This window comes from Pseudomonas sp. GD03944, from assembly GCF_029839275.1.
In the GTDB taxonomy this organism is placed as follows: domain Bacteria; phylum Pseudomonadota; class Gammaproteobacteria; order Pseudomonadales; family Pseudomonadaceae; genus Aquipseudomonas.
In genome coordinates this window covers 144,339-171,159 of the sequence record NZ_JAOCAH010000001.1, presented here as the reverse complement: position 1 = coordinate 171,159, position 26,821 = coordinate 144,339, and the positions used below count along the sequence as shown (strand labels likewise).

At 66.3% G+C, this 26,821-nt stretch carries 24 protein-coding genes and 1 pseudogene; 11 read left to right on the top strand and 14 right to left on the bottom strand.

Annotated elements, in window-relative coordinates:
* Positions 1-141 precede the first annotated feature (141 nt).
* The gene (locus N5C28_RS00825; RefSeq protein WP_279820300.1) at positions 142-915 is read left to right on the top strand and encodes a transporter substrate-binding domain-containing protein; all 774 of its coding nucleotides are present in this window, start codon (positions 142-144) and stop codon (positions 913-915) included.
* On the opposite strand, the gene N5C28_RS00820 is transcribed toward N5C28_RS00825, so the two are convergent.
* The 4 genes from N5C28_RS00820 to N5C28_RS00805 all read right to left on the bottom strand — a co-directional run bounded on the left by N5C28_RS00820 (position 863) and on the right by N5C28_RS00805 (position 4,206).
* Entirely contained in the window at positions 863-1,630 is a 768-nt protein-coding gene (locus tag N5C28_RS00820; protein WP_279818994.1) for a CPBP family intramembrane metalloprotease, read from the bottom strand. The two genes, N5C28_RS00825 and N5C28_RS00820, sit on opposite strands and share 53 nt — an antisense overlap.
* 157 nt (positions 1,631-1,787) lie before the next feature.
* Complete coding sequence (locus N5C28_RS00815) at positions 1,788-1,964, bottom strand: DUF2897 family protein (RefSeq protein ID WP_279818990.1); 177 nt, start codon at positions 1,962-1,964, stop codon at positions 1,788-1,790.
* Between the two features lie 54 nt (positions 1,965-2,018).
* The gene (eutC, locus tag N5C28_RS00810; protein WP_279818987.1) at positions 2,019-2,801 is read right to left on the bottom strand and encodes an ethanolamine ammonia-lyase subunit EutC; all 783 of its coding nucleotides are present in this window, start codon (positions 2,799-2,801) and stop codon (positions 2,019-2,021) included.
* Between the two features lie 10 nt (positions 2,802-2,811).
* Entirely contained in the window at positions 2,812-4,206 is a 1,395-nt protein-coding gene (locus tag N5C28_RS00805) for an ethanolamine ammonia-lyase subunit EutB (RefSeq protein WP_279818984.1), read from the bottom strand.
* A 366-nt stretch (positions 4,207-4,572) separates the two neighbouring features.
* Here N5C28_RS00805 and N5C28_RS00800 point away from each other — a divergent pair, with 366 nt between their 5' ends.
* Together N5C28_RS00800 and N5C28_RS00795 are read left to right on the top strand one after the other, a co-directional pair.
* Positions 4,573-5,889: an ATP-binding protein gene (locus tag N5C28_RS00800; RefSeq protein WP_279818981.1), complete on the top strand. Its 1,317-nt coding sequence runs from the start codon at positions 4,573-4,575 to the stop codon at positions 5,887-5,889.
* A 1-nt stretch (position 5,890) separates the two neighbouring features.
* Positions 5,891-6,805 carry a response regulator gene (locus tag N5C28_RS00795; RefSeq protein WP_279818979.1) on the top strand — a complete coding sequence of 305 codons (915 nt, stop codon included), beginning with the start codon at positions 5,891-5,893 and terminating at the stop codon, positions 6,803-6,805.
* A 288-nt stretch (positions 6,806-7,093) separates the two neighbouring features.
* On the opposite strand, the gene N5C28_RS00790 is transcribed toward N5C28_RS00795, so the two are convergent.
* From N5C28_RS00790 to N5C28_RS00770, 5 genes are all read right to left on the bottom strand, one after another.
* Positions 7,094-8,440: a 3-deoxy-7-phosphoheptulonate synthase class II gene (locus N5C28_RS00790; RefSeq protein WP_279818977.1), complete on the bottom strand. Its 1,347-nt coding sequence runs from the start codon at positions 8,438-8,440 to the stop codon at positions 7,094-7,096.
* 90 nt (positions 8,441-8,530) lie between these two features.
* Positions 8,531-9,268: a sulfite exporter TauE/SafE family protein gene (locus N5C28_RS00785; protein ID WP_279818975.1), complete on the bottom strand. Its 738-nt coding sequence runs from the start codon at positions 9,266-9,268 to the stop codon at positions 8,531-8,533.
* The gene (locus tag N5C28_RS00780) at positions 9,268-10,050 is read right to left on the bottom strand and encodes an SDR family NAD(P)-dependent oxidoreductase (RefSeq protein ID WP_279818973.1); all 783 of its coding nucleotides are present in this window, start codon (positions 10,048-10,050) and stop codon (positions 9,268-9,270) included. Before N5C28_RS00780 ends, N5C28_RS00785 begins: the two co-directional genes overlap by 1 nt.
* Positions 10,047-10,976: a bile acid:sodium symporter family protein gene (locus tag N5C28_RS00775; RefSeq protein WP_279818970.1), complete on the bottom strand. Its 930-nt coding sequence runs from the start codon at positions 10,974-10,976 to the stop codon at positions 10,047-10,049. Before N5C28_RS00775 ends, N5C28_RS00780 begins: the two co-directional genes overlap by 4 nt.
* Positions 10,957-12,303 carry an NAD(P)-binding domain-containing protein gene (locus tag N5C28_RS00770; RefSeq protein WP_279818967.1) on the bottom strand — a complete coding sequence of 449 codons (1,347 nt, stop codon included), beginning with the start codon at positions 12,301-12,303 and terminating at the stop codon, positions 10,957-10,959. Before N5C28_RS00770 ends, N5C28_RS00775 begins: the two co-directional genes overlap by 20 nt.
* A 147-nt stretch (positions 12,304-12,450) precedes the next feature.
* Here N5C28_RS00770 and N5C28_RS00765 point away from each other — a divergent pair, with 147 nt between their 5' ends.
* A complete protein-coding gene (locus N5C28_RS00765; protein WP_279818963.1) occupies positions 12,451-13,224 on the top strand; it encodes a spermidine synthase in 774 nt (257 codons plus the stop codon).
* Positions 13,225-13,267: 43 nt separating this feature from the next.
* On the opposite strand, the gene N5C28_RS00760 is transcribed toward N5C28_RS00765, so the two are convergent.
* Positions 13,268-14,059, bottom strand: coding sequence for a crotonase/enoyl-CoA hydratase family protein (locus tag N5C28_RS00760; RefSeq protein WP_279818960.1), 792 nt, complete (start codon positions 14,057-14,059; stop codon positions 13,268-13,270).
* Between the two features lie 379 nt (positions 14,060-14,438).
* Here N5C28_RS00760 and N5C28_RS00755 point away from each other — a divergent pair.
* Positions 14,439-16,143, top strand: a pseudogene (locus tag N5C28_RS00755) (DEAD/DEAH box helicase).
* 65 nt (positions 16,144-16,208) lie between these two features.
* Here the strand turns inward: N5C28_RS00755 and N5C28_RS00750 are convergent.
* On the bottom strand, positions 16,209-16,547 hold the full coding sequence (locus N5C28_RS00750) for an FKBP-type peptidyl-prolyl cis-trans isomerase (RefSeq protein ID WP_279818957.1): 339 nt from the start codon (positions 16,545-16,547) through the stop codon (positions 16,209-16,211).
* A gap of 348 nt (positions 16,548-16,895) precedes the next feature.
* On the opposite strand from N5C28_RS00750, the gene N5C28_RS00745 reads away from it, so the two are divergent.
* From N5C28_RS00745 to N5C28_RS00730, 4 genes are all read left to right on the top strand, one after another.
* Positions 16,896-17,348, top strand: a complete 453-nt coding sequence (locus N5C28_RS00745; protein ID WP_279818954.1) for a sigma factor-like helix-turn-helix DNA-binding protein — start codon at positions 16,896-16,898, stop codon at positions 17,346-17,348.
* Positions 17,345-17,692, top strand: coding sequence for a hypothetical protein (locus N5C28_RS00740; protein ID WP_279818951.1), 348 nt, complete (start codon positions 17,345-17,347; stop codon positions 17,690-17,692). Before N5C28_RS00745 ends, N5C28_RS00740 begins: the two co-directional genes overlap by 4 nt.
* Positions 17,693-17,879: 187 nt before the next feature.
* A complete protein-coding gene (locus N5C28_RS00735) occupies positions 17,880-18,953 on the top strand; it encodes an EAL domain-containing response regulator (protein ID WP_279818950.1) in 1,074 nt (357 codons plus the stop codon).
* Between the two features lie 79 nt (positions 18,954-19,032).
* Positions 19,033-19,644 carry a response regulator transcription factor gene (locus N5C28_RS00730; protein ID WP_347881246.1) on the top strand — a complete coding sequence of 204 codons (612 nt, stop codon included), beginning with the start codon at positions 19,033-19,035 and terminating at the stop codon, positions 19,642-19,644.
* Between the two features lie 24 nt (positions 19,645-19,668).
* On the opposite strand, the gene ligD is transcribed toward N5C28_RS00730, so the two are convergent.
* Together ligD and N5C28_RS00720 are read right to left on the bottom strand one after the other, a co-directional pair.
* Positions 19,669-22,197: a DNA ligase D gene (gene ligD / locus N5C28_RS00725; protein WP_279818947.1), complete on the bottom strand. Its 2,529-nt coding sequence runs from the start codon at positions 22,195-22,197 to the stop codon at positions 19,669-19,671.
* 27 nt (positions 22,198-22,224) lie between these two features.
* Positions 22,225-23,112 (bottom strand): Ku protein, encoded by an 888-nt coding sequence (locus N5C28_RS00720; RefSeq protein WP_279818944.1) that lies wholly within the window; start codon positions 23,110-23,112, stop codon positions 22,225-22,227.
* A gap of 205 nt (positions 23,113-23,317) precedes the next feature.
* Here N5C28_RS00720 and N5C28_RS00715 point away from each other — a divergent pair, with 205 nt between their 5' ends.
* Positions 23,318-23,719 (top strand): hypothetical protein, encoded by a 402-nt coding sequence (locus N5C28_RS00715; protein WP_279818942.1) that lies wholly within the window; start codon positions 23,318-23,320, stop codon positions 23,717-23,719.
* 155 nt (positions 23,720-23,874) lie between these two features.
* Positions 23,875-25,815 carry a DEAD/DEAH box helicase gene (locus N5C28_RS00710; protein ID WP_279818939.1) on the top strand — a complete coding sequence of 647 codons (1,941 nt, stop codon included), beginning with the start codon at positions 23,875-23,877 and terminating at the stop codon, positions 25,813-25,815.
* Here the strand turns inward: N5C28_RS00710 and N5C28_RS00705 are convergent.
* Positions 25,812-26,579 (bottom strand): class III extradiol ring-cleavage dioxygenase, encoded by a 768-nt coding sequence (locus tag N5C28_RS00705; RefSeq protein ID WP_279818937.1) that lies wholly within the window; start codon positions 26,577-26,579, stop codon positions 25,812-25,814. The genes N5C28_RS00710 and N5C28_RS00705 overlap by 4 nt on opposite strands.
* Positions 26,580-26,821 lie beyond the last annotated feature (242 nt).

Sequence of the window (26,821 nt, the reverse complement as noted above, 5' to 3'; positions counted from 1 at the left end):
GTCGCTTAAATGAACGAAATTGCTCTGTTCGGTCAGGTTTTGCTGGAGTAGGCTATCCGGCACACAGTGATAGGGATGTCGTGCTGCATGCCACCGTCGATGCGTAGGTTCGTTGCTGCGTGGGTCGCCTGGTTGGGCGCCATGGCCTGTGCGCCGGTGCTGGCCCAGCAGGAAGTGCGCGTGGGCGGGGTGTATTTTCCACCCTACGTCTACAAGGGCGAGCAGGCCATCACGCGCGGGCTGCTGCCACAGCTGGTCGCCGCCCTCAACGAGGCCCAGAGCGACTTCCGTTTCGTCATCGTCCCGACTTCCATTCCACGGCGTTTTCGCGACTTCGAAGACGGTCGTATCGACCTGGCGTTGTTCGAGAACCCGTCGTGGGATCTCTGGGCGGCGATTCCTCACCAGGCGATCGATATGGGGCTGGAAGACGCCGAGGTCTTCGTCGCCCGTGTCGAGGCCAATCGCGGTCAAGGCTACTTCGACCGGCTGGAGGGCAAGCGGCTGGCGCTGTTCAGTGGCTACCATTACGCCTTCGCCGGGTTCAAAGCCGACCCCGACTATCTCAACAAGACCCATAACGCGGCCATGACCTATTCCCATGACAGCAACCTGCTGATGGTGCTGCGCCGCCGGGCCGACGTGGCCCTGGTGACGCGCTCCTACATCAGCGGTTTCGTGGAACGCTACGGGCAGTACAGCGGGCAGTTGCTGGTGTCCGAGCGCGTCGACCAGGTCTACCGGCACCACGCGCTGTTGCGTCAGGGCGCACCGATCAGCGCCGGGCAGTTCGAGGCCCTGCAGGAGCGCCTGCGGGCCGATGGCACCCTGGAGCGCATCTTCGCGCCCAAGCAGATTCTGGTCAGACCGGCAGCCGCAGTGGATAGCTCAGCAGCAACAGATGCAGCAGATTGACCGCCAGGTGCAGGGCAATGGCCAGGCTCAGGCGCCCGCTGTAATGGAACACCAGCCCGTAACCCAGGCCAGCAATCCCGGCGATCACCGCGAACAGCGGGCTGAACGGGGCGTGCACCGCACCGAACAGCAGCGCCGTCAGTAGCACGCCCGGCCAAGGCCCGAGCCACTGCACCAGGCGGGTCTGCAACAGGCCGCGGAACAGCAGTTCTTCCGCCAGCACGGTGACGCCCAGGTTGATCGCCAGCCACAGCATCAGCCACTCGGCGTCCGGCCACTTGGGTTTCCAGCCGACCAGGCCCAGTCCCAGGGCCAGCAGCGGCACCGTCAGCAGGGTCAGCAGCGCCACGCCTAGGGCCTTGCCGGTTTCCGATCGGGTCGAGTGTGACTGGCTCAGCCACCACGCCAGCAAGCTCAGGCCCAGCAGCAGCTTGTCCCAGGACAGGCGTAGTCCATAGGGCGGTGCGTCATCACTCAGGCGCAGGGGCGGCGACAGCGCCCAGGGCTGGAAGCCGGGCACCAGGTGGGCGGCCAGGGCCACACCGACTACCAGGCTCAGCACCCACCACAGTGGCGCCGGCAGGTGTTTGTCGGCGAACAGCAGCAGGGCGATCAGCAGCACCCCCGCGACCACGCCGAGCGGTTGGATGAAACCCAGGGCAAGGCCCATTCCCAGTCCCAGGCCGGGGAACAGCAATCTCAGGTGCAGCGGCATGGCGCCTCCTTGTCGAGGCCGCAGTGTAGCGGGGCGTCTGGAGGGCGCTCAAGGCGCTGGCGCGTGGCGTGAAAACGGCGTGACCGAGTCGGCACACAGCGCCGCTCAGGGAGATCGGGAGGGAGCGGCCGGCCTGCTCAGGCCGGCCGGCGGCGCGTCAGCGCTGGCTGGCGTCCTTGGCGTCCTGGGCTTCCATTTCGAGCTTGCGCTTGCGGACCTTTTCCAATTGCTCGTCGGTCAGGGGCAAGGGTTTGGCCGTGCGCAGCAGGACCATCAGTCCGCCCACGATGGAACCCATAACGAGGATGATCAGTAGCCAGATATACCAGGGCATGGTCGGCATCCTTCAGAAGGTGAGCCTTCACCATATCCCTGTTGCGCCGATTTGTCAGTGCGGGCGTCCGTCGAGGGGCGCCACCTCCTGCAGGTTGCTGTCGTCCTTCAGGGCGACGCCGGACAGTTGCAGGCGCAGGGCCTGGCGCGCCAGGTACTCCAGCTTGTGCGCCGCCAGGGCGTAGGGCAGGCCTTGCGGGCGCACGTTGGAGATGCAGTTGCGCTGGCTGTCCATGGTCTCGGGCTGTGGCGCGTAGGTGATGTACAGGCCCAGGCTGTCCGGCGAGGTCAGGCCCGGGCGCTCACCGATCAGTACGATCACCAGGCGCGCGCGCAGGGCCACGCCGATGCCGTCGCCGATCGCCACCCGGCCCTGTTCGGCGAGCACCACCGGGGTTGCGGCCCAGTCGGTATCGAAGCGTTCGCGGAAGGCCTGGAGCAGGGGCAGGGCGTGGCGTTGCACGGCGATCGAAGACAACCCGTCGGCAATCACCAGGGCCAGTTCCGGTGCCGGTGGCTCGCTCTCCAGTCGCGCCTGGCAGTCCGGGTGCAGCAGGCGGCCGTGATCGGGGCGCAGCAGGTAGGCCTGACGGTCGCTGGCCTGGCTGTGCACGCGCAGTGTGCGAAAGCCGTCCTCGCTGAGTTGCTGCTGCAGTTCGTCGAAGTCCAGCGGGCGGTGCACGGCATCCCGCGCCTGGGCATGGGCCAGGCCGAATTTCAGCACCTCGGCGGTGGGCAGGCTGCTGCCCACCCGGCCCAGGGCGATGCGCGCCGAGGTGTGGGCGCGCAGGTCGTCCCAGGGGTTGTGCTGGGTCAGGTCGCTCTTGCGTGGGGGCATGCTGGACTCCTCAGGCGGCGCCGGACAGGTGCGGCAGCTGTTGCAGCAGGTGGTGGCCGCGGCCGATCTCGCGCAGAGCGCCGGACGGCTCGGTGATCGCCATGCGCGCCAGCCAGGCGTCGAATTCCGGGGCGCGTTTCAGGCCCAGCACGCTACGCAGGTACAGGGCGTCGTGGAACGAGGTGCTCTGGTAATTGAGCATAATGTCGTCGGCCCCCGGGATGCCCATGATGAAGTTGATCCCGGCCGCGCCCAGCAGGGTCAGCAGGGTGTCCATGTCGTCCTGGTCGGCTTCGGCGTGGTTGGTGTAGCAGACGTCGCAGCCCATGGGCAGGCCGAGCAGCTTGGCGCAGAAGTGGTCTTCCAGGCCGGCGCGGATGATCTGCTTGCCGTCGTACAGGTATTCCGGGCCGATGAAACCGACCACGGTGTTCACCAGCAGGGGGCGGAATTCCCGGGCCACCGCATAGGCGCGGGCCTCGCAGGTCTGCTGGTCGACACCATGGTGGCCGCCGGCGGACAGCGCGCTGCCCTGGCCGGTCTCGAAGTACATGCAGTTGTCGCCCACCGTGCCGCGCTGCAGCGACAGGGCCGCCTCGTGGGCCTCACGCAGGATGTCCAGGGTCACACCGAAGCTGCTGTTGGTCTTCTCGCTGCCGGCAATGGACTGGAACACCAGGTCCACCGGCGCGCCGGCCTCGATGGCCTGGATCTGCGTGGTGACATGGGTCAGCACGCAGCTTTGCATGGGAATCTCGAAGTGCTGGCGCACCTCGTCCATCATCTGCCACAGGCGCATCAGGGTCGGCAGCGAGTCGCTGGCCGGGTTGATGCCCACGGTGGCGTCGCCCGAGCCGTAGAGCAGCCCGTCGAGCAGGCTGGCGGCGATGCCGCGCACGTCGTCGGTGGGATGGTTGGGCTGCAGGCGCACGGCGAGGTGGCCGGGCAGGCCCAGGGTGTTGCGAAAGGCGCTGACCACCCGGCATTTGCGGGCCACCAGGATCAGGTCCTGGTTGCGCATCAGTTTGCTCACCGCGGCCGCCATTTCCGGGGTGATGCCCGGGGCCACGCGGCTCAGGGTGGCGCTGTCGGTGCTGTCCAGCAGCAACCAGTCGCGCAGGTCGCCCACGGTCAGGTGGCTGATGGGGGCGAAGGCCTGCACGTCATGGCGGTCGATGATCAGGCGGGTGACTTCGTCGCGTTCGTAGGGGATCAGCGCTTCGTCGAGAAAGCGCTTGAGCGGCACGTCGGCCAGGGCCAGCTTGGCCGCCATGCGTTCCTCGTAGGTCGCGGCGGCCAGGCCGGCGAGGTAGTCGCCCGAGCGCGCGGGACTGGCCTTGGCCAGCAGGGTCTTGAGATCGGCGAAACGGTAGTGCAGGGCGCCGATGTGGGTCTGGTAAGGCATGGGGCGTGCTCCCGGTCGCTGCAGATGACGCGTGTCGTGGCCGTGCAGGGGGCCTGTCGGCGGGGCGGCCAGCCGGGCGATGGCTTCGTACCGGCCCGGGCTTGCCGTGCAGCGCCCGTGCCAGGGCCGGGCAATCCCGGCGTATGTGGCGAGGCGGCGGGCGCCGTCCCCACAGCGTAGGACAGGCCTGATTCATTCTGGTGCAGATTCCGTCGAGGGCAAATGCTTTCGGTGCGTTGGCCTAGACCACTGTGACCGAATGATGACCGACAGCCCGCCACGCGCCGCAGACGTGAAAAGTGTCACATGATGGCAACTTGGTGCTGTTTGAATGTCGGCTTTCCAACGTCAGGGAGAGCCCCCTCAATGACCACTGCCAGCGCTCTGGCGCGCTTGCTCAGACCGGTTGCGGGTTTGCCACCGGACATGAGCGTCGCGGATGTCGCGGACCGCTTGCTGACCCCGGAACACAAGGCGTTCCTGTCCCTGCCCATCGTCGATGGCGCAGGCCGCCCGCTCGGGCTGGTCAGCCGCACCACCTTGCAGGATATCTTCATGCAACGCTTCGGCCGCGACCTGCGCGGGCGCCACCCGGTGCGCGAGGTGATGAACCCGAGGCCGCTCACCGTCAGCCTCGACACCAGCCTGGAAGATGCGGCGAAGCAGATCACCGGGCAACTGAAATACCCGATCACCGAAGACTTCATCCTGGTCGACCAGCAGGGGCTCTATCAGGGGCTGGGCACGGTGCTCGACCTGCTCAAGGCCATGGAAGCGCGCATCGCCCAGCGCAACGGCGTGTTGCGCAAGGCCCTAGTGGAACTCAAGGAGTCCCAGACCCAACTGGTGCAGTCGGAGAAGATGGCCTCGCTCGGGCAGATGGTGGCCGGGGTCGCCCATGAGCTGAACACCCCCCTGGGCTACGTGAAGAACAACGTGCAACTGCTGCGTGAGCTCACCACGCCGCTGTTCGAACTGGCGGCTGCCCAGGCGGCCCTGGCCGACTGCCTGGCCGATCCGCAATGCGACGAAGCGCGGCTGGCCAGCGCCCTGGAAACGGCCGCCAGCGCCCGGCAGGCCGCGGCGCCGGAGCTGCTGGCCGATGACCTCAACCAGCTGTTCGGCGACACCCTGTATGGCCTGGAGCAGATCGCCGAGCTGGTGGTGGGGCTGAAGAACTTCGCGCGCCTGGACCGGGCCATGAGCGAAGAGGTGGACATCAACGAGTGCATCCGCAGCGCCCTGGTGATCGCCCGCAACAGCATCAAGGACAAGGCCGAGGTGGTGCTCCTGCTCGGCGACCTGCCGCGCATCCCTTGTGCGCCGTCGCAGATCAACCAGGTGCTGCTCAACCTGTTCACCAACGCCGCCCAGGCCATTGACGGCTTCGGTCAGGTGCTGGTGAAGAGCTGGGCCGATGACGGCGCGGTGTTCATCTCCGTCCAGGACAACGGCCGCGGCATGCCGCCCCAGGTACTGTCGAAGATCTTCGACCCGTTTTTCACCACCAAGCCGGTCGGCCAGGGTACGGGGCTGGGCCTGTCGATCAGCTTCAAGATCATCCAGGACCACGGCGGGCAGATCCGCGTGGCCTCCGAGCCGGGGCGCGGTACGCGCTTCCTGATCCGCCTGCCGCGGCCGGAAACGGCCGTGGCGATCACCGAACTGCAACGGAGCGCCTGACATGACCGCACCCATCCGCATCCTGTTCGTCGACGACGAAGAGCGCATCCTGCGCAGCCTGGCGATGCAGTTCCGCCGCCAGTACGAAGTCCTCACCGAAAGCGACCCGCTGCGGGCCCTGGAGCGCCTGCGCAGCGAGCCGGTGCACATCATCGTCAGCGACCAGCGCATGCCGCAGATGACCGGCGCCGAGCTGCTGACCCAGGCCCGGGAGATCGCCCCGGAAACCCTGCGCATCCTGCTGACCGGCTATTCGGACCTGGACGCGGCGGTGGAGGCGCTGAACAGCGGCGGCATCTTCCGTTACCTGACCAAGCCCTGGGACCAGCAGGAAATGGCCTTCACCCTGCGCCAGGCCGCCGAAATCGCCGCGCGCCAGGCCCAGGCGCCGGTCCTGCCGACCACCAGCCGCCTGGCCGCGCCGTTGAGCGTGCTGTTGCTGGACGAAGACCCGGACACGCTCACCGCCGTCGGCGACTTCTGCGTGGAAGGTGGCCATACGCTGCTGCGCGTGCGCAACCTGCCGGAGGCCCTGGAGATGCTCAATCGCGAGCCGGTGGACCTGCTGGTCAGTGACCTCAAACTGTCCGGCGAAGACGTCGCGCCATTGCTCAAGACCCTGGCCCAGGCCCACCCGCGGTTGCTCAGCGTGGTGGTGACGCCGTTCTGCGACACCCAGGCGCTGCTCAAGCTGATCAACGAAGCGCAGATCTTCCGCTACTTGCCCAAGCCGATCCGCCGCGGTCTGTTCGAGAAAGGCCTGAAGGCGGCCGCCGAGCAGGTCCTGCTGTGGCGCGCCCAGCCGGCGCAGGTGGTGACGCGTCTGGCCGATCAACCCCAGGAAGACCGGGACCGGGAAAAGGTCGGCAGCCTGATGGGCATGCTCGGGCGGTTGCGCGAACGCCTGATCGCCTGAGGCCCGAAGACCTCGCGGACACCCCCCTGTAGGAGCGGACTTGTCCGCGAGCTTTTGGCTGTCCGTCGCAGTTGCAGTGACCACGATGCCGCCGAGCTCGAGGCCAAGGCCTCTCCTACGGGGTGTCTACGGTGGGGTGGTCTTACCGTAGGAGCGGACTTGTCCGCGAGCTTTTTGGTTTCCCGTCGTAGCGGCGGTGACCATGATGCCGCCGAGCTCGCGGCTGAAGCCGCTCCTACAGGACCGCGGCGACGCGGGCACAAGGCCCGCGCCGCTCCCACAGGCGCCTTAGCGGCGGACCTGTTTGAGGGTCTCGGCGATGAGGAAGGCCAGTTCCAGGGACTGGTCGGCGTTCATCCGTGGGTCGCAGTGGGTGTGGTAGCGGTCGGAGAGGCCGTCTTCGGTGATCGGGCGGGCGCCGCCGATGCATTCGGTGACGTTCTGCCCGGTCATCTCGATGTGGATGCCCCCGGCGTAGCTGCCCTCGGCCTGGTGCACGGCGAAGAACTGTTTCACTTCGGCGAGGATCTGCGCGAAGTCGCGGGTCTTGTAGCCGCTGCTGGCCTTGATGGTGTTGCCGTGCATGGGGTCGGAGCTCCACAGCACGTGGCGGCCCTCGCGTTGCACGGTACGGATCAGACGCGGGAGGCCGGCTTCGACCTTGTCCGCGCCCATGCGCACGATCAGGTTGAGGCGACCGGGGTCGTTGTCCGGGTTGAGGATGTCGATCAGGCGGATCAGGTCCTCGTCGGTCATGCTCGGGCCGACCTTGACCCCGATCGGGTTGCCGACGCCGCGCAGGAACTCGACATGGGCGCCATCCACCTGACGGGTGCGGTCGCCGATCCACAGCATGTGCGCGGAGCAGTCGTAGAAGCCGCCGGTGAGGCTGTCGCGGCGCACGAAGGCTTCTTCGTAGTTCAGCAGCAGCGCCTCGTGGGCGGTGAAGAAGCTGGTTTCCCGCACCTGCGCCGAGCTGTCCATGCCACAGGCGCGCATGAACGCCAGGGTTTCGTCGATGCGGTCGGCCAGGGCGCTGTATTTTTCCGCCAGCGCCGAGTTGGCGATGAAGTCGAGGTTCCACTGGTGCACCTGGTGCAGGTCGGCGAAACCGCCCTGGGCGAAGGCGCGCAGCAGGTTCAGTGAGGCGGTGGACTGGTGGTAGGCCTGCAGCAGGCGCTCCGGGTCCGGTACGCGGCTGCTGGCGTCGAAGCCGATGCCGTTGACGATATCGCCGCGGTAGGCCGGCAGGGTCACGCCTTCGATGGTTTCGTCGTTGGCCGAGCGCGGCTTGGCGAACTGGCCGGCCATGCGCCCGACCTTCACCACCGGGCAGCCGGCGGCGAAGGTCATGACGATGGCCATCTGCAGCAGCACCTTGAAGGTGTCGCGGATCTTGGCGGCGCTGAACTCGGCAAAACTCTCGGCGCAATCGCCGCCCTGCAGGAGGAACGCGCGGCCCTGGGTCACCTCCGCGAACTGGCGGCGCAACTCGCGGGCTTCACCGGCAAACACCAGCGGCGGATAGCCAGCCAGGGTCTGCTCGACCTTTGCCAGGTGAGCGGCGTCGGGGTACTGCGGTTGCTGCTGGATGGGCAGGGCTCTCCAGCTATCGGGACTCCAGGGTTGCGACATCGCGGCTCTCGGCTCAGGACGGGGTAGGCAGACGGGCATGGTACCCGATCAGGCCGGCGCTTCAAGGTGCTCGCCCCGGGCACCGGTGCATCAGAAACCCGGTAAAAGCAGGACCGTGCCAGCCACCAGGAGGATCAGGTAGGTGGCGACGCGAAACTGCCGCTCGCCGAGGCCTCGGTACAGGTGTTCGCCCAGGACGATGCCGACCAGCAGCAACGGCAGGTAGGCGGCAATCTGCGGCAGCGCCGGCAGCAGGCGGCCATCGAAGAGAAAGGCCAGGGTCAGCAGGCTGTTGAGGGTGAACCAGACGCTGATCAGGGTGGCGCGCAGCCGGGCTTTGTTCAGGTCCGAGCTGGCCAGGGCATAGACCAGCAACGGGCCGCCGGAGGCGAACAGGCCATGGCAGATACCCGCCGCGCCGGTGGCCAGGCGCATCACCCAGCTTGGCGTGCGGCTGCGGACGGGGGCGTGACGGTACAGGCGCCACAGCTCGCGGCCAGCGAACCACAGGATCAGTACGCCGAAGCCGTGCTTGAGCGACGCGCCGTCCACCCAGGGCAGCAGGGCGTAGCCGGCGACGGTGCCGAGCAGCATGCCCGGCAAAATCGTGCCCAGCAGCAGGCGGCGGTCGATCAGCCGGCGATAACGCCAACTGAGGTAGCCGCTCATGCAGAGGTTGAGCGGCACCAGGATCGGCAGCAAGTGCTCGATCGGCAGCAACAGGGCGCCCAGGGCCAGGGCGATCACCACGCTGCCGAACCCGGTGATGGCTTCCAGGGTGTAGGCCAGCAGGATCGCGATGCCCAGGAGCGCCCAGGCGCCCTCCATCACTCCATTTCCCCGGCGAAGCGCCGGGCCATCTGCCGGTAATAGAACCCAGGTGCCAGGCGCCAGAGCAGGCTGGCCAGCAGGCTGCCGGGGTCGGGAAACAGCCGCTCGCGGCGTCCTGCCTGGGCCTCGAGAATGCGCGCGGCCATCCAGTCGGCACCGCGCACGCGGCCGATGGTCGAGCGGGCATGGCGCGCCGGCTGGCCGTCCGCGCCGAGGGCGTGCTGCTCGATGGGTGTGTCGAGAAAGCTGGGGTAGACCATCAGCAGGCCGACGCCGTCCCGCGCCACTTCGGCGCGCAGCACTTCGAAACCCTGGCTCAGCGCCGCCTTGGCCGCGCAGTAGCCGGCGCGACCGAGCACCGGCATCCAGCCGGCCATGGAACCGATGGTGACGATCTGCCCCTGGCGCTGGCGCAGCAGCGGCAGGGCGCTCAGCGTCAGCTCCAGGGGCGCCTGGTAGTCCACGGCCATGACCTGGCGGAACACGGCAGGCGAGGTGCGGCAGGTCGGCGAACGGTGGGTGATCCCGGCGTTGTTGATCAGCAGGTCGAGGCCGCCGAGCTGCGTCGTGCAGGCTTCCAGCAGCTCGGCGTGCAGGGCCGGGTCGGTGATGTCGCCGGCGATGCCCAGCACACGGCCGCTGCCCAGCTCGGCCACGCGTCGGGCCAGGCCTTCGCCGTTGATGTCGGTCAGCAGCAGGCTGTCGCCACGCTGGTGACAGGCCTGGGCGAGTTGCCAGCCAAGGCCGCTGGCGGCCCCGGTGATCAGGGTGACGGTCATGGTTGCGCGGCTCGGTCCAGGGCAGCCGGGTGGGCGTCCTTCGGCGCACGGCGCGACCAGAACAGCGCCAGGGCCAGCCCGGAGATCAACTGCCAGCAGCCCCAGAACGCGGCGATCAGCAACATGCCGCCGGCCTGGGGGAAGAAGGTGAAGATCAGCGCCATGCCCAGGCCCGAGTTGTGAATCCCGGTTTCCAGGGTGACGGCCCGCACATCGGCCTCGGCCAGGCGCCAGAGCCGGGCGCAGACGTAGCCAAGCAGCAACGCCAGGCTGTTGAGCAGCACCACCAGCCAGAAGAACAGGTGGAAGTACTCGGTGAATTGGTCGAAGTTCTTGCTCAGCGCCACCCCGACGAACACCAGCATCACCAGCAGCGAGACCTGGCGCAGCGGTTTTTCCAGGCGTTGGGCGACCCGTGGCCAGCGGCGGCCGGTGAACATCCCGGCGACCATGGGCAGCACCAGGACCAGCAGCACCATCAGTACCAGCTCCACCGGGTCGATGCTGATTTCCGTCAGCAGCGCCCGGGTCTCCGGGTTCAGCCCGGCATAGAGCGCGAAGTTCAGCGGGGTCAGCACGCCGGCGCTGACGCTGGACACGGCGGTGACGCTGGCCGACACCGCCACGTTGCCGCGGCCGAGCCAGGTCATGATGTTGGAGAAGGTGCCGCTCGGGCAGGTCGCCACCAGGATCATGCCCAGGGCCAGACCCGGATTGATCGGCAGCAGCACGGTGAGCAGGCAGGTACTGGCCGGCAGCAGCACGAATTGCACCAGCATGCCGATCAACGGGGCCTTGGGCGTGCGCAGGATGCGCTTGAAGTCGTCGGCCCGCAGCTCAAGGGATACGCCGAACATCATCAGCGCGATGATCCCGTTCAGGGCGATCATCGCCCCGGGCGAAAACTCAAGATTGACGGCTGGCATCGAGGCCTTCCTTGACGGTGCGGGCGGCGCCAGCGGCCGGCTGGGCCAAGGCGGTGCTGTGTTGGCGCAGGGCCTGGCGGTAGGTGTCCTTGTGAACGTAGTAGGCCATGCGCTCCAGTTCCAGGTACTGGTAGCCGCCGTCCAGGCGCACACTGGCCCGTTCGCGCTTGAGGGCCTGGAATTCCCTGGCCGCGTTGCTGCCGTCGCGCAGGCCGCGGATATACAGGGCCACCAGCTCGGCCTGCTCGTCACGGCCCTGCCAGCCCAGGCCCGAGGCTTCGACCATGCCCATCATGAACAGGTCGTCGTACTCGGGGTGGAATACATTGAGGTACAGCTTGGGCGCCCCGGCGTGGGCCGGCCAGTTGAGGTGGGCCCGGTCGATGAACGGGTAGTCGAGGGTGTAGCCGGTGCCCTGCAGGATCAGGTCGTACTCGGCGTGCTCGCCGTCGCTGAAGGTCACGCGCTTGCCGTCGATCCGGGCGATGTCGCGACGCGCCTTGATGTCGCCATGGCCCAGGTGGTGCAGGACCAGGGAGTTCATCACCGGGTGCGATTCGTAGAGTTTGTAGTCCGGGTCCGGCAGGCCGTATTGCGAGGGCTTGCCGACCAGGGCTCGCACCAGCAAGCCGTCCAGGCGCTGCTTGAGGGGGCGCGGCAGGCGGATCGCGCCGCCGAAGGTGTCGGTCGGGCGGCCGAGGATGAACTTGGGCAGGAAGTAGTAGCCGCGCCGCGTCGACAGGTCGACCGATGCCGCACGGTGCACGGCGTCCACGGCGATGTCGCAGGCCGAGTTGCCGCAGCCCACCACCAGCACACGCTTGCCGGCGAACACATCGGCCGAGCGGTAGGCGCTGGAGTGCAGCAGCTCGCCATCGAAGCGGCCGGGCAGGGCGGGCTGGTTGGGGGTGTGCAGCGTACCGTTGGCGATCAGCACCCCGTCGAACAGCCATTCGCGCTGGACGCCGTCCTGCTCGCTGACCAGTTTCCAGCCTTTCTCCAGGCGCTCGACACTCACCACCCGGGTGTTGAACTGGTAATGCTGATACAGCGAGAAGCGCGTGGCGTAGTCGCGGAAGTAGCGGCGCATTTCACTGTGGTGCGGGTAGGGCGCCACGTCGTCACGCATGGGGAATTCGGCGAACTGTGTGGTGCCCTTGGACGAGATCAGGTGGGCGGATTCGTACATGGTGCTGTGGGGGTTGTCGATGTCCCACAGGCCGCCGACGTCGGCATGCAGTTCGAACCCGACGATGTCGATACCCTGCTTGAGCAGTTGCCGGGCTGTGCACAGGCCCATGGGGCCCGCGCCGATGATGGCGTACATACGGATGACCTCGAGTGCATTTTTGTTGTTATGGCGCGAATACCGTTGGGCAAATTATCGCGTGACCGGCCCATGCCCCATCAATGACAATCGGCGCCTTTCCCTGGTGTAGGCTGGTCGGGGATGTCACGGTGGAGATAAAGAGGGATGCCAGGTTTACCCCCGGTGGACGAGATGCAGGACGAAGTGGTGCTGGCCGAGGTCCGCGATGCCTTTGGGGTGATTCGCGTGGTGCAGATCGGCGATTACCGCTTCCTCGAGTTCGGTGATGCCATCGAGCAGAGCTGCGTGTTCACCGCCGACCCGAGTTGGCTGGAGTACGATTACACCCGCGCCATGCTGCTGGGGGCGTTGTGCCACGAGCAGCCGGAAAGCGCGCTGTTCCTTGGCCTGGGCGCCGGCAACCTGACCCAGGCCTGCCTGGAGTTCCTGCCCCTGGACGACGTCGAGACCATCGAGCTGCGTGCCGACGTGCCGCGCCTGGCCATGGAATTCCTCGGCCTGGAGGACGATCCGCGCCTGACCATCCGCATCGGTGATGCGCTGGAGCTGCTGCCGAGTGCGGAAACCGCGGACCTGATCTTCGTCGACCTCTACACCGACCACGGCCCGGGCGTCGGCCACCTGGCCTGGCGCTTTCTCGACGATTGCCACAAGAAGCTCAACCCCGGTGGCTGGCTGATCATCAACCAGTGGGCCGGCAACGACGGCCGGCCGCTGGGCGCGGCGTTGCTGCGTGGGCTGTATCACCGGCATTACTGGGAGTGCCCGGTGAAAGAGGGCAACGTGGTGCTGCTGGTCCCGGCCGACCTGGACCAGACCCTGGACCTGGACGAGCTGCGCCGCCGCAACGAGGCGCTGGCGCCTCGCCTGGGCTATTCGATGGCTTCGCTGATCGACGCGTTGCGGCCGGCCAGCTGACGTATTCCGACCGCAGGCGTGCCAGGGCGGCACGCCTGCGCGATCAGCGCCCCTTGAAGTCGCCGGGGCGGCGCTCGACCATCGCCCGTACGCCTTCTTGGGCATCCTCGCTGGCCATCAGCCGGGTAACTGTAGGGTGCAGGTTGGCGATCGCTGCCGCTTCGCCGTCGCGCACCGTCTCCCGGGCCGAGGCCAGGGTTGCCCGCACCCCCAGCGGCGCCTGGGCCGCGATGCGTTCGGCCAGTTTCAGGGCGCGGGGCATCAGTTCTTCACTGGCCAGCACTTCCTGTACCAGGCCCAGGCGATAGGCTTCGTGGGCATCGAATTCGTCACCGGTGAGCAGCCAGCGCATGGCGTTGCCCCAGCCGGCCTGCTGGTGCAGGCGCAGGGTGGCGCCGCCGAACGGAAAGATGCCACGCTGGACTTCCATCTGGGCGAAGCGGGTGTTGCTCGCGCAGAGGTTGATGTCCGAGGCCAGCATCAGCTCGATGCCGATGGTGTAGCAGTAGCCGTGCGCGGCCACGATCACCGGCTTGCTCACCCGCGGCCCGCCGAATACGCCCCAGGGGTCGCAACCGCCTTCGGGAATGCTCCAGCCCGCGGCGAAGCTGGCGGCCACATTGGCCAGGTCGAGCCCGGCGGTGAAGTGCTCGCCGTGGGCGAACACCAGCGCCACCCGGGCCTCGTCGTCACGCTCGTATTCCCCGTAGGCCAGGCACAGGTCGTTCAGCAGGTCGAGGTCGAAGGCATTGCGTTTGGCGACGCGGTCGATGCCGATCAGCAGGATCTGGCCACGTTTTTCACGGCTGACGCGGCCGCTGGAGGTTGAGGTCATTGCAGAAGGTCCCTGGCAAGGAAAGGTAAACGAGTGGGAGCTGTATAGCGCTGTCCCCGTGGCTTGTCCAAGGGTACCGGAGGGCAGTGCGGCACCGACGGTTTTCGGCCGCGACGCGTGGGCTCGGTCGACCATCCGGCGGCGCAGGCGTTTAATTCGGGGAAAACCAGCACACGCGTCACGTTTTCCGGTATAGTGCGCGCCGGCCAATTTCTGGCCACGTTCAGGTAGTGCAACTCGCTCGAAGGCTATCTTCGGCAGCCAGTCCGCCCAGCGGGCTATCCTTGACGATTCATTCATCACCGTTTTCGCAAATCCCCGCCGACAGGGCTGCCAGGGTGACTCTTAGAGTCTTACACGGCATGCGCAGCTTTGGAGCATGGGTCTTTGCGGATGCACTCAGAGGCAGACCCATGACCCAGGAAATCGGCGGCTTCGCCGCGCTCGGACTTCATCCCAATATTCTCACCGCACTGGCGGCCGTCGGCTACGAAGAGCCGTCCCCGATCCAGGCGCAGGCCATTCCCGTCATCCTGTCCGGCCAGGACATGATCGGCCAGGCCCAGACCGGTACCGGCAAGACCGCGGCCTTCGCACTGCCGCTGCTGTCGAAGATCGACCCGTCCAAGCGTGAGCCCCAGGCACTGATCCTGGCCCCGACCCGCGAGCTGGCCCTGCAGGTGGCCACCGCCTTCGAAACCTATTCCAAGCAGATGCCCGGTCTGAACGTGGTCGCTGTCTACGGCGGCGCGCCGATGGGCCCACAGCTCAAGGCCATCCGCCAGGGCGCCCAGGTCATCGTGGCCACCCCGGGCCGTCTGGTCGACCACCTGCGTCGCGACGAGAAAGTCCTGTCGACCATCCAGTACCTGGTGCTGGACGAAGCGGACGAAATGCTCAAGCTGGGCTTCATGGACGACCTCGAAGTGATCTTCGAAGCCATGCCGGCCACCCGCCAGAGCGTGCTGTTCTCCGCGACCCTGCCGCACTCGATCCGCGCGATCGCCGAGAAGCACCTGCGCAACCCGCAGCACATCAAGATCGCTTCCAAGACCCAGACCGTGACCGCTATCGAGCAGGCGCACCTGATGGTCCACGCCGACCAGAAGCACGCTGCTGTCCTGCGTCTGCTGGAAGTCGAGGAATTCGACGCGCTGATCGCCTTCGTCCGCACCAAGCAAGCCACCCTGGACCTGGCCGCCGCGCTGGAAGCCAAGGGCTACAAGGCTGCTGCGCTGAACGGCGACATCGCCCAGAACCAGCGTGAGCGCGTCATCGACTCGCTGAAGGACGGCCGCCTGGACATCGTCGTCGCCACCGACGTCGCCGCCCGTGGTCTGGACGTACCGCGTATCACCCACGTGATGAACGTCGACATGCCGTACGACCCGGAGTCCTACGTGCACCGTATCGGTCGTACCGGCCGCGCCGGCCGTACCGGTCGTGCGCTGCTGCTGGTCACCCCGCGCGAGCGCCGCATGCTGCAGGTGATCGAGCGCGTGACCGGGCAGAAGGTTGGCGAAGTGAAGCTGCCGAACGCCCAGCAGGTGCTGGACGCGCGTATCAAGAAACTCACCAGCAGCCTGGCGCCGCTGGTGGCTGATGCCGAAGCCAGCCACGGTGATCTGCTCGATCGCCTGACCACTGAAATCGGCTGCAGCCCACGCGCCCTGGCCGCGGCTCTGCTGCGCAAGGCCACCAATGGTCAGGCCCTGACCCTGGCCGAGGTCGAGCGTGAGCAGCCGCTGGTGCCGGGCAGTGGCCCGCGTGAGCGCAGCGAGCGTCCTGACCGTGGCGAGCGCAGCGACAGCCGCGAGCGCCGTGCACCGCTGCCGCTGGCCGAAGGCCGTGCCCGTTGCCGCACCGCCCTGGGTGCCCGTGACGGTATCGCCGCGAAGAACCTGCTGGGTGCCATCCTCAACGAAGGTGGTCTGGCCCGTGACGCCATCGGTCGCATCCAGGTGCGCGAGAGCTTCAGCCTGGTCGAGCTGCCGGAAGACGGTCTCGATCGCCTGCTGACCAAGCTGAAAGACACCCGTGTGGGTGGCAAGCCGCTCAAGCTGCGCCGTTATCGCGAAGACTGATCGCGCGCCGAGTGACGAAAAACCCCGCTGATGCGGGGTTTTTTATGCCTGGCTGACGCTCCGGCTCAGTCGTCCCGGGTGAGGACCTCCAGCAGCTCGATGTCGAACAGCAGGTTGGCGTTCGGCGGGATGTCACCGACCTTGCGTTCGCCATAGCCCAGGTGCGCCGGCACGAACAGCTTGCGCTTGCCGCCCACCTTCATGCCCATCAACCCCAGGTCCCAGCCCTTGATCACGCGACCGGTGCCAATCACGCACTGGAACGGCTTGCCGCGCGCGTAAGACGAGTCGAAGGGGGTGCCGTCCTCGAGGGTCCCGCTGTATTGGGTGGTGATCAGTGCGCCCTTGACCACCTCCTTGCCATCACCCAGCTGAACATCCTCGATCTGCAGTTCATTGCTCATGTGTTGCTCTCGTTCGTTTGCCCGTGTGGCCGGGCTGCGTTTTCTCAGGAAACGCCAGCCCTGGCAAGGGGCGATGGTGACTCCCTACGCATGCCTTAAGACGTTTCCTACGGCTGGCAGGCGTTGTCGGGCGGCATTTTAGGAGTTGTCCGGATTGTTTTCAGGGGTGTGAGCGAGAAAATACGAGGCCTGGTTTTGCCTTTGAGTTTCCGCGTGAGTATGCCGTGTACACCGATGATTTCCTCGCGCAACCGATCGGGCAGGCCGTTGACTGGGCAGGAAGCCCAAGCGGGTACCCGGCGTTTCGGCTGGGGCACCTGTTTTCAGTGAGGATGCCGGGAGTGATCAATGGACGGTGAGGAACTGCCCACCCGCTATGCGTTGCTGATGCTGTTACCGCGCTTGCGCCGCCATGCCCTGGCATTGGTGGGTGATCCGGGCGTTGCCGACGAGCTGGTGCACGACACCCTGGAGACCTTCCGTTCGGCGCCGGTGGACGCCGGTGACCTGCGCACTGCGTTGCTGAGGCTCATGCACCGGGAGCACCGCGAACCTGCCGTGAGCGAACGTCCAGCACCTCCACGCGCCGGCTTTACCCCGCATGTCGACGAGGCCCTGCAGCTGCTGCCATTGGAGCAGCGCCAGGTCATTCTGCTCGCGGTGCTGGAGGACCTGCCGTACGAGCAGGTGGCGGCCGTACTCGACCTGCCGGCCGAGCGGGTCGCCTCCCTGCTTTCACAGGGGCGCGCCCGGTTGCACGCGATCCTTAAAGGGCCGCGTTCCCTGGCCATCGTGAAATGACCCGCGACGTGGTCGATGAGGCGATCTTGCAGGCGTATGTCGACGGTTGGTTGTCCCCGCGGCAGCGGGCGCAGGTGGAGGCCCGCCTGCTGCTGTGCAGGGCCGAGGCTGCACGGGTGCGGGCTTACCAGGCGCAACGGGAGGTGATCAGGGCTTATGCCGGTGGCGGGCAGGACGATGCCGTGCCCGGCTACCTGATCCAGAGCGTCGTCCGGGCGCCCATCAGGCCCCGTCGGTGGTCCTGCGGCGGCCTCCTGTTCTTCCTCGCCGGAGCGGTGGTCGGCTGGGGCGCACAGCGGGCCGTGCAAACGCTCACCGCCAGTGGGGTGCCGTGGGTGGCGTGAGGTGAAAAGTAGGCCGCGCTCCGGAACAACGCGGTGTCATCAATCGTTTTTCAGACAGCAAAGGACGTTCATGTATCCACGGGTTTTGGTACTAAGTGCGGATATACATCGGGCAGGCCACGCCGCCGAATTGCTGCTGCAAGCGGGTGCCGAGGGCCTTCTCGAAGCGTGTAACGGCAAGCAGGCAATGGCCATTCTGCACGAGCAGGGCGGAACGGACGTCATCGTGTGCGACCTGGATTTCGGCGGCATGGCCGCCTTGGAGTACCTGCAGGGCGAGCACCAGTTGCAGCAGGCAAGTGCGCTGATCATCTGCGGAGATATCGACGGCGAGGAATGCCGACGGGTGCTGCAGATCGTGTCCCTGAGCGGCCTGCAGTTTCTGGGGGCGCTGGCCTCGCCGCTGCAGGCCGTTACGCTGAAAAAGGCCCTGCAACGCTTCAAGTACCCTGAGACCCGCCAGCGTTCCCTGCCTGTCTCACGCATCGCGGAGCCCGAGCTGCGCCGGGCGCTGGACCTGGGGGAGTTCAGTCTCTGGTTGCAGCCCAGGGTGAACATCAACAGCCAGTCCCTGGTGGGACTGGAGGCCCTGGCTCGCTGGAATCATCCGCGCAGCGGCCTGTTGTTGCCCCAGGATTTTCTGCCCGCGATGCTCGCCTGCAACCTGCTCGGTGAGTTGTTCGAGCACCTGTTCGAACCCGGGGTGGCACTGGCCCAGCGCTTGTTGCGCGAGGGTCGCACGCTTGAACTGGCGTTCAATCTGCATGGGTCGCAACTGCAAGGCCCCGAAACGATCAGCCTGGTCGAACGGGTGCTCGAGCAGTACCAGGTGCCGGCCTCTGCCCTGGTGTTCGAAATCGGGGAATACGATCTGTTGAACACCTCCCGGGCCATGCGCCTGCAACTCCTGCGGCTGCACCGGCTGGGGTGCAAGATCGGCATCGACGACTTCGGCACGGGGGCCTTGTCCCTCAAGCAACTTTGCCAGTTTCCCATTGCCCGGATTCTGTTGGGCCCGGAGTTCACGGAGGATCTGTCCGACCCGCGCAACAGGGCGGTGGTGCTCGGTGCGCTGTCGCTCGCCGAGGCGCTGGATATTCAGATGGTCGCCAAGGGCGTCAGCAGTGCAATGGCCTGCGACAACCTGCTGGCCATGGGCTGCAGCCTGGGCCAGGGCTTTTACTTTGCCCAGCCGATGACCACTCCGAGCCTGCTCGAGTGGTTGGAGCGGCGTGAATGTGAGAAGGAGAACGTGCAATGAGTCGTGCCCTGTACACGGAAGGTGCTGACCTTGTGGCATTGGTGTGCAACGACAGGCAGGGACAATGATGAGCACGGCGATGATCGTGGATGACCATCCACTTATCCGTCTGTCCCTGCGGTTGCTGCTCCAGCGAGAGCGTTACGAGGTGGTGGCCGAGTGTGGTGATGGCGTCGAGGCTGTTCAGCTGGCGCGTCAGCACAGGCCGAACCTGATCCTGCTGGATATCGGCATGCCTCGGTTGGACGGGCTGGGGGTGATCAGCCGCGTTCGGCAACTGGGGCTGCCCTGCAAGATCCTGGTGCTGACCGCCCAAACGGCCGAAAGCTATTCGGTGCGCTGCATGACCGCTGGTGCCAACGGCTTCTTCTCGAAGACCGATAGCCTGGTAGAGCTGCAGCGGGCATTGCGTGCGGTCACGTCCGGGTTCATTCACTTCCCCGTACTGGCGGCACGGCCGGCCCAGGGAGAGGCGAGCAACAGCGAGCGGGCGCTGATCGAGAAGTTGTCCAATCGCGAGCTGTCGATTCTCCAGCATCTTGCCCGGGGTTACAGCAACAAGGAGATCGGCGAGCGCCTGCTGCTGAGCAACAAGACGGTCAGCACCTACAAGATGCGGCTGATCGACAAGTTGCACATGAAGTCGCTGATCACGCTTGCCGAATTCGCCAAGCGCAATGACCTGGCCTGAGTGCGTACCTCAAGCGGCTGCGTTTCAAGGCTTCTCGGCTTCCAGCCGATCCCACATGCCCGCCGTCAGCCGTTGCCGGTGGGCGTAGCCCTTCCAGGGGTCGGCTTTCAGCCCCTCCAGGCGTCCTGGCAGGCTGTCGATGTTCCATTGCTGGGCGCTCTGCAGCGTCGGCAGTTCTTCCCGACTGATTGGCACCGACACGGCGAAGCCCGGTCTGGCACGTACCGAATAGGCGGCCACGGTGCTGGCACCCCGGGCGTTGCGCAGGTAATCGACGAAAATCTTGCCCACCCGGTTCTTCGGTCCCATGGTGGCGGTGAAGCGTTCCGGCAACTGCCGGGCAAGGAACTGGGAGATGGCCTTGGCGAAAGCCTTGACGCTGTCCCAGTCGTCCTTGCGGGCCAGCGGTACGATGATGTGCATACCCTTGCCACCACTGGTCTTCAGAAACGCCTGCAGCTTGAGCTCATCCAGCACGGTGAGGGTCAGCTGGGTCGCTTCCAGCATGCTTTTCCAGGGCAGGGCCGGGTCCGGGTCGAGGTCGAGAACGAACAGGTCAGGGGTTTCGATCCGGTCGGTGGTAGCGCCCCAGGTGTGCAGCTCGATGGTGCCCATCTGCACCGCGCCCACCAGTGCCTCGACGCTGTCGATCTCCATCAGCCGGGCATGGCCGGGGTCCAGCGCCGGGTCCAGGTGCTTGATATGGGGGATGGCCAGGCGCTCGGCGTGTTTCTGGAAGAACTGCTCGCCCTCGGCCCCTTCTGGCGCCCGCAGCAGGGACACCGGGCGTTCGCTCAACTGGGGCAGCAGCCAGGGGCTGATGGCGGCGTAGAACTCGGCCAGTTTCAGCTTGGTGGTGCCGCTTTGCGGGTCGATCACCCGCTCGGGGTGGGTGATCCGCACACCAGCCACGGTGGCGTTTTTGCTGGCGCGTGAGCTTGAGGTCGCGTTTTTTTTGGACGCCAGCTGTTTCGGCGATTGCGCCTGCTCGCGGACGATTTCGCTGGCTGGCTTGTCCGTGCGCAAGGCGATGAATGCCGCCTGGCGTACCACGCCCTCACGGGTCCATTCGGCGAACTCGACTTCACCCACCAGGTCTGGCTCTATCCACTGCACCCCGCGTGCCTGGGCAGCCGTCAGCGGTTTGTCAAGGGGGGAGGTACGGCGCTCGCGCTCGCGCATCTGCTCATGCAGGTGCTTCAGCATGGCCTGGTCGAAGCCCGTGCCCACGCGGCCGGCGTAGGTCAGGCCATCCGCCCCGTTGACGCCCAGCAGCAACGCACCGAAGCCGCTGCGCGATCCCTGGGGGCGGGTGTAGCCCAGGATCACGAACTCCTGGCGCAGGCGGCATTTGAGCTTGATCCAGTCCGGGCTGCGCCGTGACACATACGGGCTGCCGGCCCGCTTGCCGATCACGCCCTCCAGCGACAGGGCGCAAGCGCTTTCGAAAATGTCCCGGTGGTGCGCGGCGAAGGCCTCGGAGTAGCGCAGCAGCTTGCTGCGTTTGCTGCCAAGCGCTGCTTTCAGGGCGGCGCGGCGCTCCTCCAGCGGTCGTTCGCGCAGGTCCTCGCCATTCAGGAACGGCGCATCGAACAGGTAGTAGATGACGTCCAGGCTGCGCCCCGTGTCGAAGGCATTCTGCAGGGCTTGGAAGTCCGGAAGGTCGTTTTCGTTGAGCACCACCACCTCGCCATCCAGCCAGCTGTCGCGCAGCTTGAGTGCGGCAAGGGCCTTGACCTGCCGGGGCAGGCGCTCAGTCCAGTCGTGGCCGTTGCGCGTCAGGAGCTGGACGTTGCCATCCTGGATACGCGCCATGATCCGGTAACCGTCGAGCTTGACCTCGTAATGCCAGTCACCGCTGGGCGGGCGATCCACCAGGGTCGCCAGTTGGGGCGAAAGCTGTTCGGGCAGGGCAGGTGCCGTCTGCCGGGTGCGGCGCGGTGCGGCTTTGCTCCTGGCCTTGGGCTTCGCCCTTTTTTCGCCGACGGCGGCGTCGCTCAGCACGCTTTTGGGCAGCGCCTGCAGCACGTCGTAGTCCGCGACGGGGCGAGCCTGCGAATCCTGTTCCTTGATCAGCAGCCACTGCTGCTTGTCACTGCTGCCGCGCAGGCGGGTGCGTACCAGGGTCCAGTCGCCGGAGAGCTTTTCGCCGATCAGGGTGAATTTCAGTTTGCCGGCCTCGTACGCCGCCTGCGGATCGCCCTGGGGCTGCCAGACGCCGTGGTCCCAGACGATTACGTCGCCAGCGCCGTACTGGCCTTCCGGAATGGTGCCCTCGAAGGTGCCATACCCCAGCGGATGGTCCTCGACATGCACCGCCAGGCGTTTCTGCGTCGGGTCCAGGCTGGGCCCCTTGGGGACGGCCCAGCTTTTCAGGGTGCCGCCGAGCTCCAGGCGAAAGTCATAGTGCAGGTTGCGGGCGTCGTGCTTCTGGATCACGAAGCGCAGGGAAGAGGCGGCCTTCTTGCCTCGGCGCGGCGGCGCGACCTCTGGCGGTTCGGAGGTGATGTCGAAGTTGCGCTTGCGGGTGTACTCGCTCACTGACTTGGCCATGGAGGGCGACCTGTTGACCGGCCTGTATCAGGCTTGGGATTTCTTGGCGGTTTTCCTGGTGGGAGCGGAGCCATCGCTGCTCTTGCCGGTCTTGCTCGCGGTCTTGCGCGGGGCCTTGCCGGAGGGGCGTCCACCCAGGCTGCGCTTGAGCATTTCGGTCAGGTCGATGACATCCGCGGACTTGCGTTCCTGCTCGCCCGGGGCGCGCTCCACGTCTTCGAGCTTGCCGGCCCGGGCTTTCTTCTCCACCAGGGCCATGATCTTGTCTTCGAAGCTGTCGCGGTAATCATCCGGTTGCCAGTCGGTGCTCATGTCCTCGACCAGGCGCTTGGCCATGTCCAGCTCGCTCTTGGCCAGTTGCGGCTTGATCACGTCGGCCCCCAGGCCCAGTTCGTCCAGGCCGCGCACCTCGGCGGGCCAGCGCAGCATCACCAGGACCAGCGCCGACTCCAGCGGCATCAGGGCGGCCAGGTGCTGGCGGGTGTGCAGCACCACATGGGCCAGGGCCACCTTGTCGGTCTTGCGCAGGGTTTCGCGCAGCAGGGCATACACCTTGCCGCCGCGCTTGTCCGGGGCCAGGAAGTAGGGGGTGTCGATGTGTTGCAGGGGAATCTGTGGGCTGTCGACGAAGGCGAAGATATCGATGGTCTGGGTGGAAACGGGGTGGGCGGAACGGATTTCGTCCTCGCTCAGCACCACATAGCGACCCTTTTCGTACTCCACTCCTTTGACGATGTGCTCCTTGGTGACTTCCTTGCCGGTGACCTTATTGATGCGCTTGTAGCCGACCGGGTCCATGCTGCGCTTGTCCAGCCAGTCGAAATCGACGCCCTGGGAGGAAGTGGCCGACACCAGGGCCACCGGGATGTGCACCAAGCCGAAACTGATCGCGCCTTTCCAGATTGCCCGTGCCATTGCCGTGTTTCCTCCAGGGGATGGGTTTTCTGGTGACCCGCGGCGCCTGGCAAAAGTTTCAGCTTTTTCCCAGGCTGGCAGCCGCCGGAATGGCGGATATTTCCTACGCCGGAGCGAGAATCGGACTCTATGGATGCGCGGTTTTCGAGCCTTAGCCTGACCGTCCATTCACTGGACACGCAGGGAGCTCAAGGTGAATACATCGATGCGCATGCTTGTCGCCGACGCCCTTCCCAGTAACCGCTTGAGCATCGAAGCCATGCTCAACCGTATCGGCCAGTACCGGATCGTGCTGGTGAGCCACTTCGATGAGGTGCGCCTGCGAGCCCAGTACACCGACGAGCCATTCGACCTGTTGATCATCAATGATGGCCTGGCCCGCAGTGCCGGTGTGGACGTGACCCGTTTCCTGAAGGGCAGCGCCCTGGCGCAACACCTCCTGGTCTACAACCGCACCGGGCTGCCCGGTACCCACATTCCCCGGGGCGAGGGTGAGCCGATGGTGGTGACCCTGGCCGGTCTGCCGGCCCTCGAGTCCATCCGGACCCTGGTGCACACCCTCGAAATCCTGGCGCAGACCGGCGACCTCGAGGCGGGCAGCGAGTAGCGCCATGCCAATGGCGCCATAGCGAGTACCGGCACGGCTGTGAGGGGAGGGGGCGCTTGGGGCGCCCTACCAAAGCCTTCTGCCAGTATCCCGACGGCGGCTAAAACCACTTATCATTCAACGGTATACATCACGCCCTGGATGAAAATCGTCGAATGCGCTCTGCCGTCGCACGTTACAAGTCGTTCGTTTCCACGGTCCTGGCCCGCTATTTCCCAAGGACGGCGGCGTACCTGCGTGCCGAGCGCGAAGCCGCCGAACAGCAGAAGAAGCCGGCGCCGCGCCAGCGCAAACGTGCGGCAGCGCCTCGCAAGGCGGCCGCAGGCAAGACCGGAAAAACTGCCAAGGCCAAGGGCGGCGCGATCTATGGCCCGGCGCTGCTGCCGGTCGAGAGCAGCCAGGTCAGTGCCATGCGTGAGCGGGTGGCATTGGCGGTGAGTGCCGGCGTGATCAGTGCGCCCTCGGACGAGCAGTGGGCCATGATTCTCGGTGACCACCCCCTGACCCGGGTGTTTGCCGGCGCCGGTTCCGGCAAATCCACCACCCTGGTGTTGCGGGTGGTGTTCATGCTCTGCCACCTGGGCATCGACCCGGCCCGGGTGACGGTCATTTCCTTCACCAACGCCTCCTGCGCGCAGTTGCGTGAGCACCTGATGAAGGTCCTCGCGTTCTGGTCCTACCCCTTCGACGCCTCCCAGGCGCGGCAGTGCGTGCGTACCTTCCATTCGGCCATGGGCCTGCAGGCCAAGGCGCTGCTGGGCAACCCGACCTGGTTCGAACTGCTGGACGACAAGGGCGCCGCCAAGGCAGAGCTGGACAACCCGCTCGCCTCTTCACGGTTGGGGGCGGCGCAGCAGCGTGTGCTGAAGCAGGTGTATCAGCAGTGTTACAGCGATGAGCCCGAGTTCCGGCAGCGGGTGCATGAGCTGCTCGATTTGCCTGCTCCGCCGCTGATGGCCAACGGTCAACTGCGCAAGAGCGCCCGGGCGCCCCTCGACACCTACCGCATTGCCGGCGAATTTGCCGCGCTGCCGTTGTTCGAGGCGTTCCACCAACAGGCGGGCTTCATGGAGAGTATCGGCCTGGTCCCGGATCGCCTGGACGCCAGCACGTTGAACTGTTCCGCCAGGGAGCGCTGTTTCACCGAGGCTCTGGTGCTGTTCTCCCGGGCGCTGCACAAGCACCTGCAGGAGCAGGGCGTGATGACCTTCAACCAGGCGTTCGACCAGCTTACCCAGCGTCTGGCGGCGGAAGAGGGGGCGGGCGACGAAGCAGCGCTCAACGCCTGCACGCACCTGCTGATCGACGAATTCCAGGACATTTCGCCCCAGATCGTCCAATGGCTGCAGGCGGTGCAACGCCGCCTGGCGCGCCAGGGGCACGCGGTGACGCTGATGGCGATCGGTGACGACTGGCAATCCATCTATGGCTGGCGCGGCAGTTCGCCGGAGCTGTTCATGGACTTCGACCGGCACTTCCCCGGCAAGGGCAAGGCCGGCAGCAGTGCGGTGCTCAAGCTGGAAACCAATTACCGCTCCATCGACCCGGTGATCCGTGATGCCGAGGCGGTGCTGAACGGGGTGGCGTTCAAGCAGGACAAGACCTGCCGGGCCTTCAAGGCCACGGCGCCCGGCGATCATGGGGTCCGAGTCATCCAGCGGTTTTCCCTGAAGCACCAGCTGCCGACCTTGCTCAAGGACATCGAGGCGCAATGCGCCCATGTCGCCACGCGCCAGTCGGCGGAACGCACCGCGGTGCTGGTGCTCAGCCGGCGCAATGACGCGCTCCAGAGCATCCAGGCGCAGCTCGACAAACGCCTGCCGGTCAAGGCGTACACCATTCACCGGGCCAAGGGGTTGCAGGCAGAGGTGGCGATCATCGTCGATGACTGCCAGCCGCCGGACGCTCACCCGTTGCGCAATGCCTGGTATGCCCGGTCTGGTTTCTTCAGGAACAGCTACGACCAGGCGATGCGCGACGAGGCGCTGCGCCTGGCCTATGTGGCGGTGACCCGGGGCGTCAGCCGAGTGTTCTGGTACACCCAGAAAGCCCAGGGGGCGACCCAGGTGCTGGCGGCTCGCGCCAATCGGAGCTAGCCGAAGCGGTAGATGTCCATGCCCAGCGCGCCGTAGGTGAATCCGCTGTGCTCGACCTGGAATGATCCACCGGCGCCGCGGGCGAAGAACAACGGCAACAGGTGCTCGTCGCTCGGGTGGTTGCGTGCCGCGTGGGGCGCCTGCTGGCGGTAGTCGTGCAGGGCAGCTTCGTCATCTTCGCTGAGCTTGTCCACGATCCAGTCGCGAAACGCTTTCGCCCAGGGTGTGATGGTCTCGGGACCGGCGCGCCAGTCGAGTTCGCCGAGGTTGTGGGTGATGCTGCCGGAGCCGACCACCAGCACCCCCTGTTCCCGCAGGCCGGCCAGCGCACGGCCAATCCGGGTCTGCAGGGCCGGGCCCTGGCGGCTGGGCAGCGACAGCTGGACCACCGGGATATCCGCCTCGGGGTACATCAGTGACAGCGGCACCCAGGTGCCATGATCGAACGGGCGCTGCGCGTCCAGTTGGGCGGGCAGGCCGGCCTGGCTCAGGTGCTCGGCGATCTCGGCAGCGAGTGCCGGTGAACCGGGTGCCGGGTACTGCACCTGGTAGAGCGGCCGGGGGAAGCCACCGAAGTCGTGCCAGGTTTCCGGCTGAGCAGCGCTGCTGAGAAACAGTCCCTGGCTTTCCCAGTGAGCAGATACGACCAGAATCGCCCTGGGGCGCGGCAGTTCTGCTGCCAGTCGCGCCAGGGCAGGCCCGCTGGCGCCGGGCTCCAGGGCCAGCATTGGGGAGCCGTGGGAAATGAACAGGCTGGGTAGCATGGTGAACTCCTGAGGACGTGAAGCGATATTCGATCAGGGATTCAGCGGAAGCAAACGGGAATGCGCGACGGTTTGATCGACTGGCTCGATGGATCAGGGCAGGCTGGCGCCGAAGCCGCTTCGATATCGACGCGGAAATCCGTGACCACAGTCGTACAGCTGGCGCTGATCTACGCCTGAACAGGGCGCGTCGAGCCGTTGGCCTTTCCCTGGTGTTTAGGCGAGGATTGGCAAGTCACCTA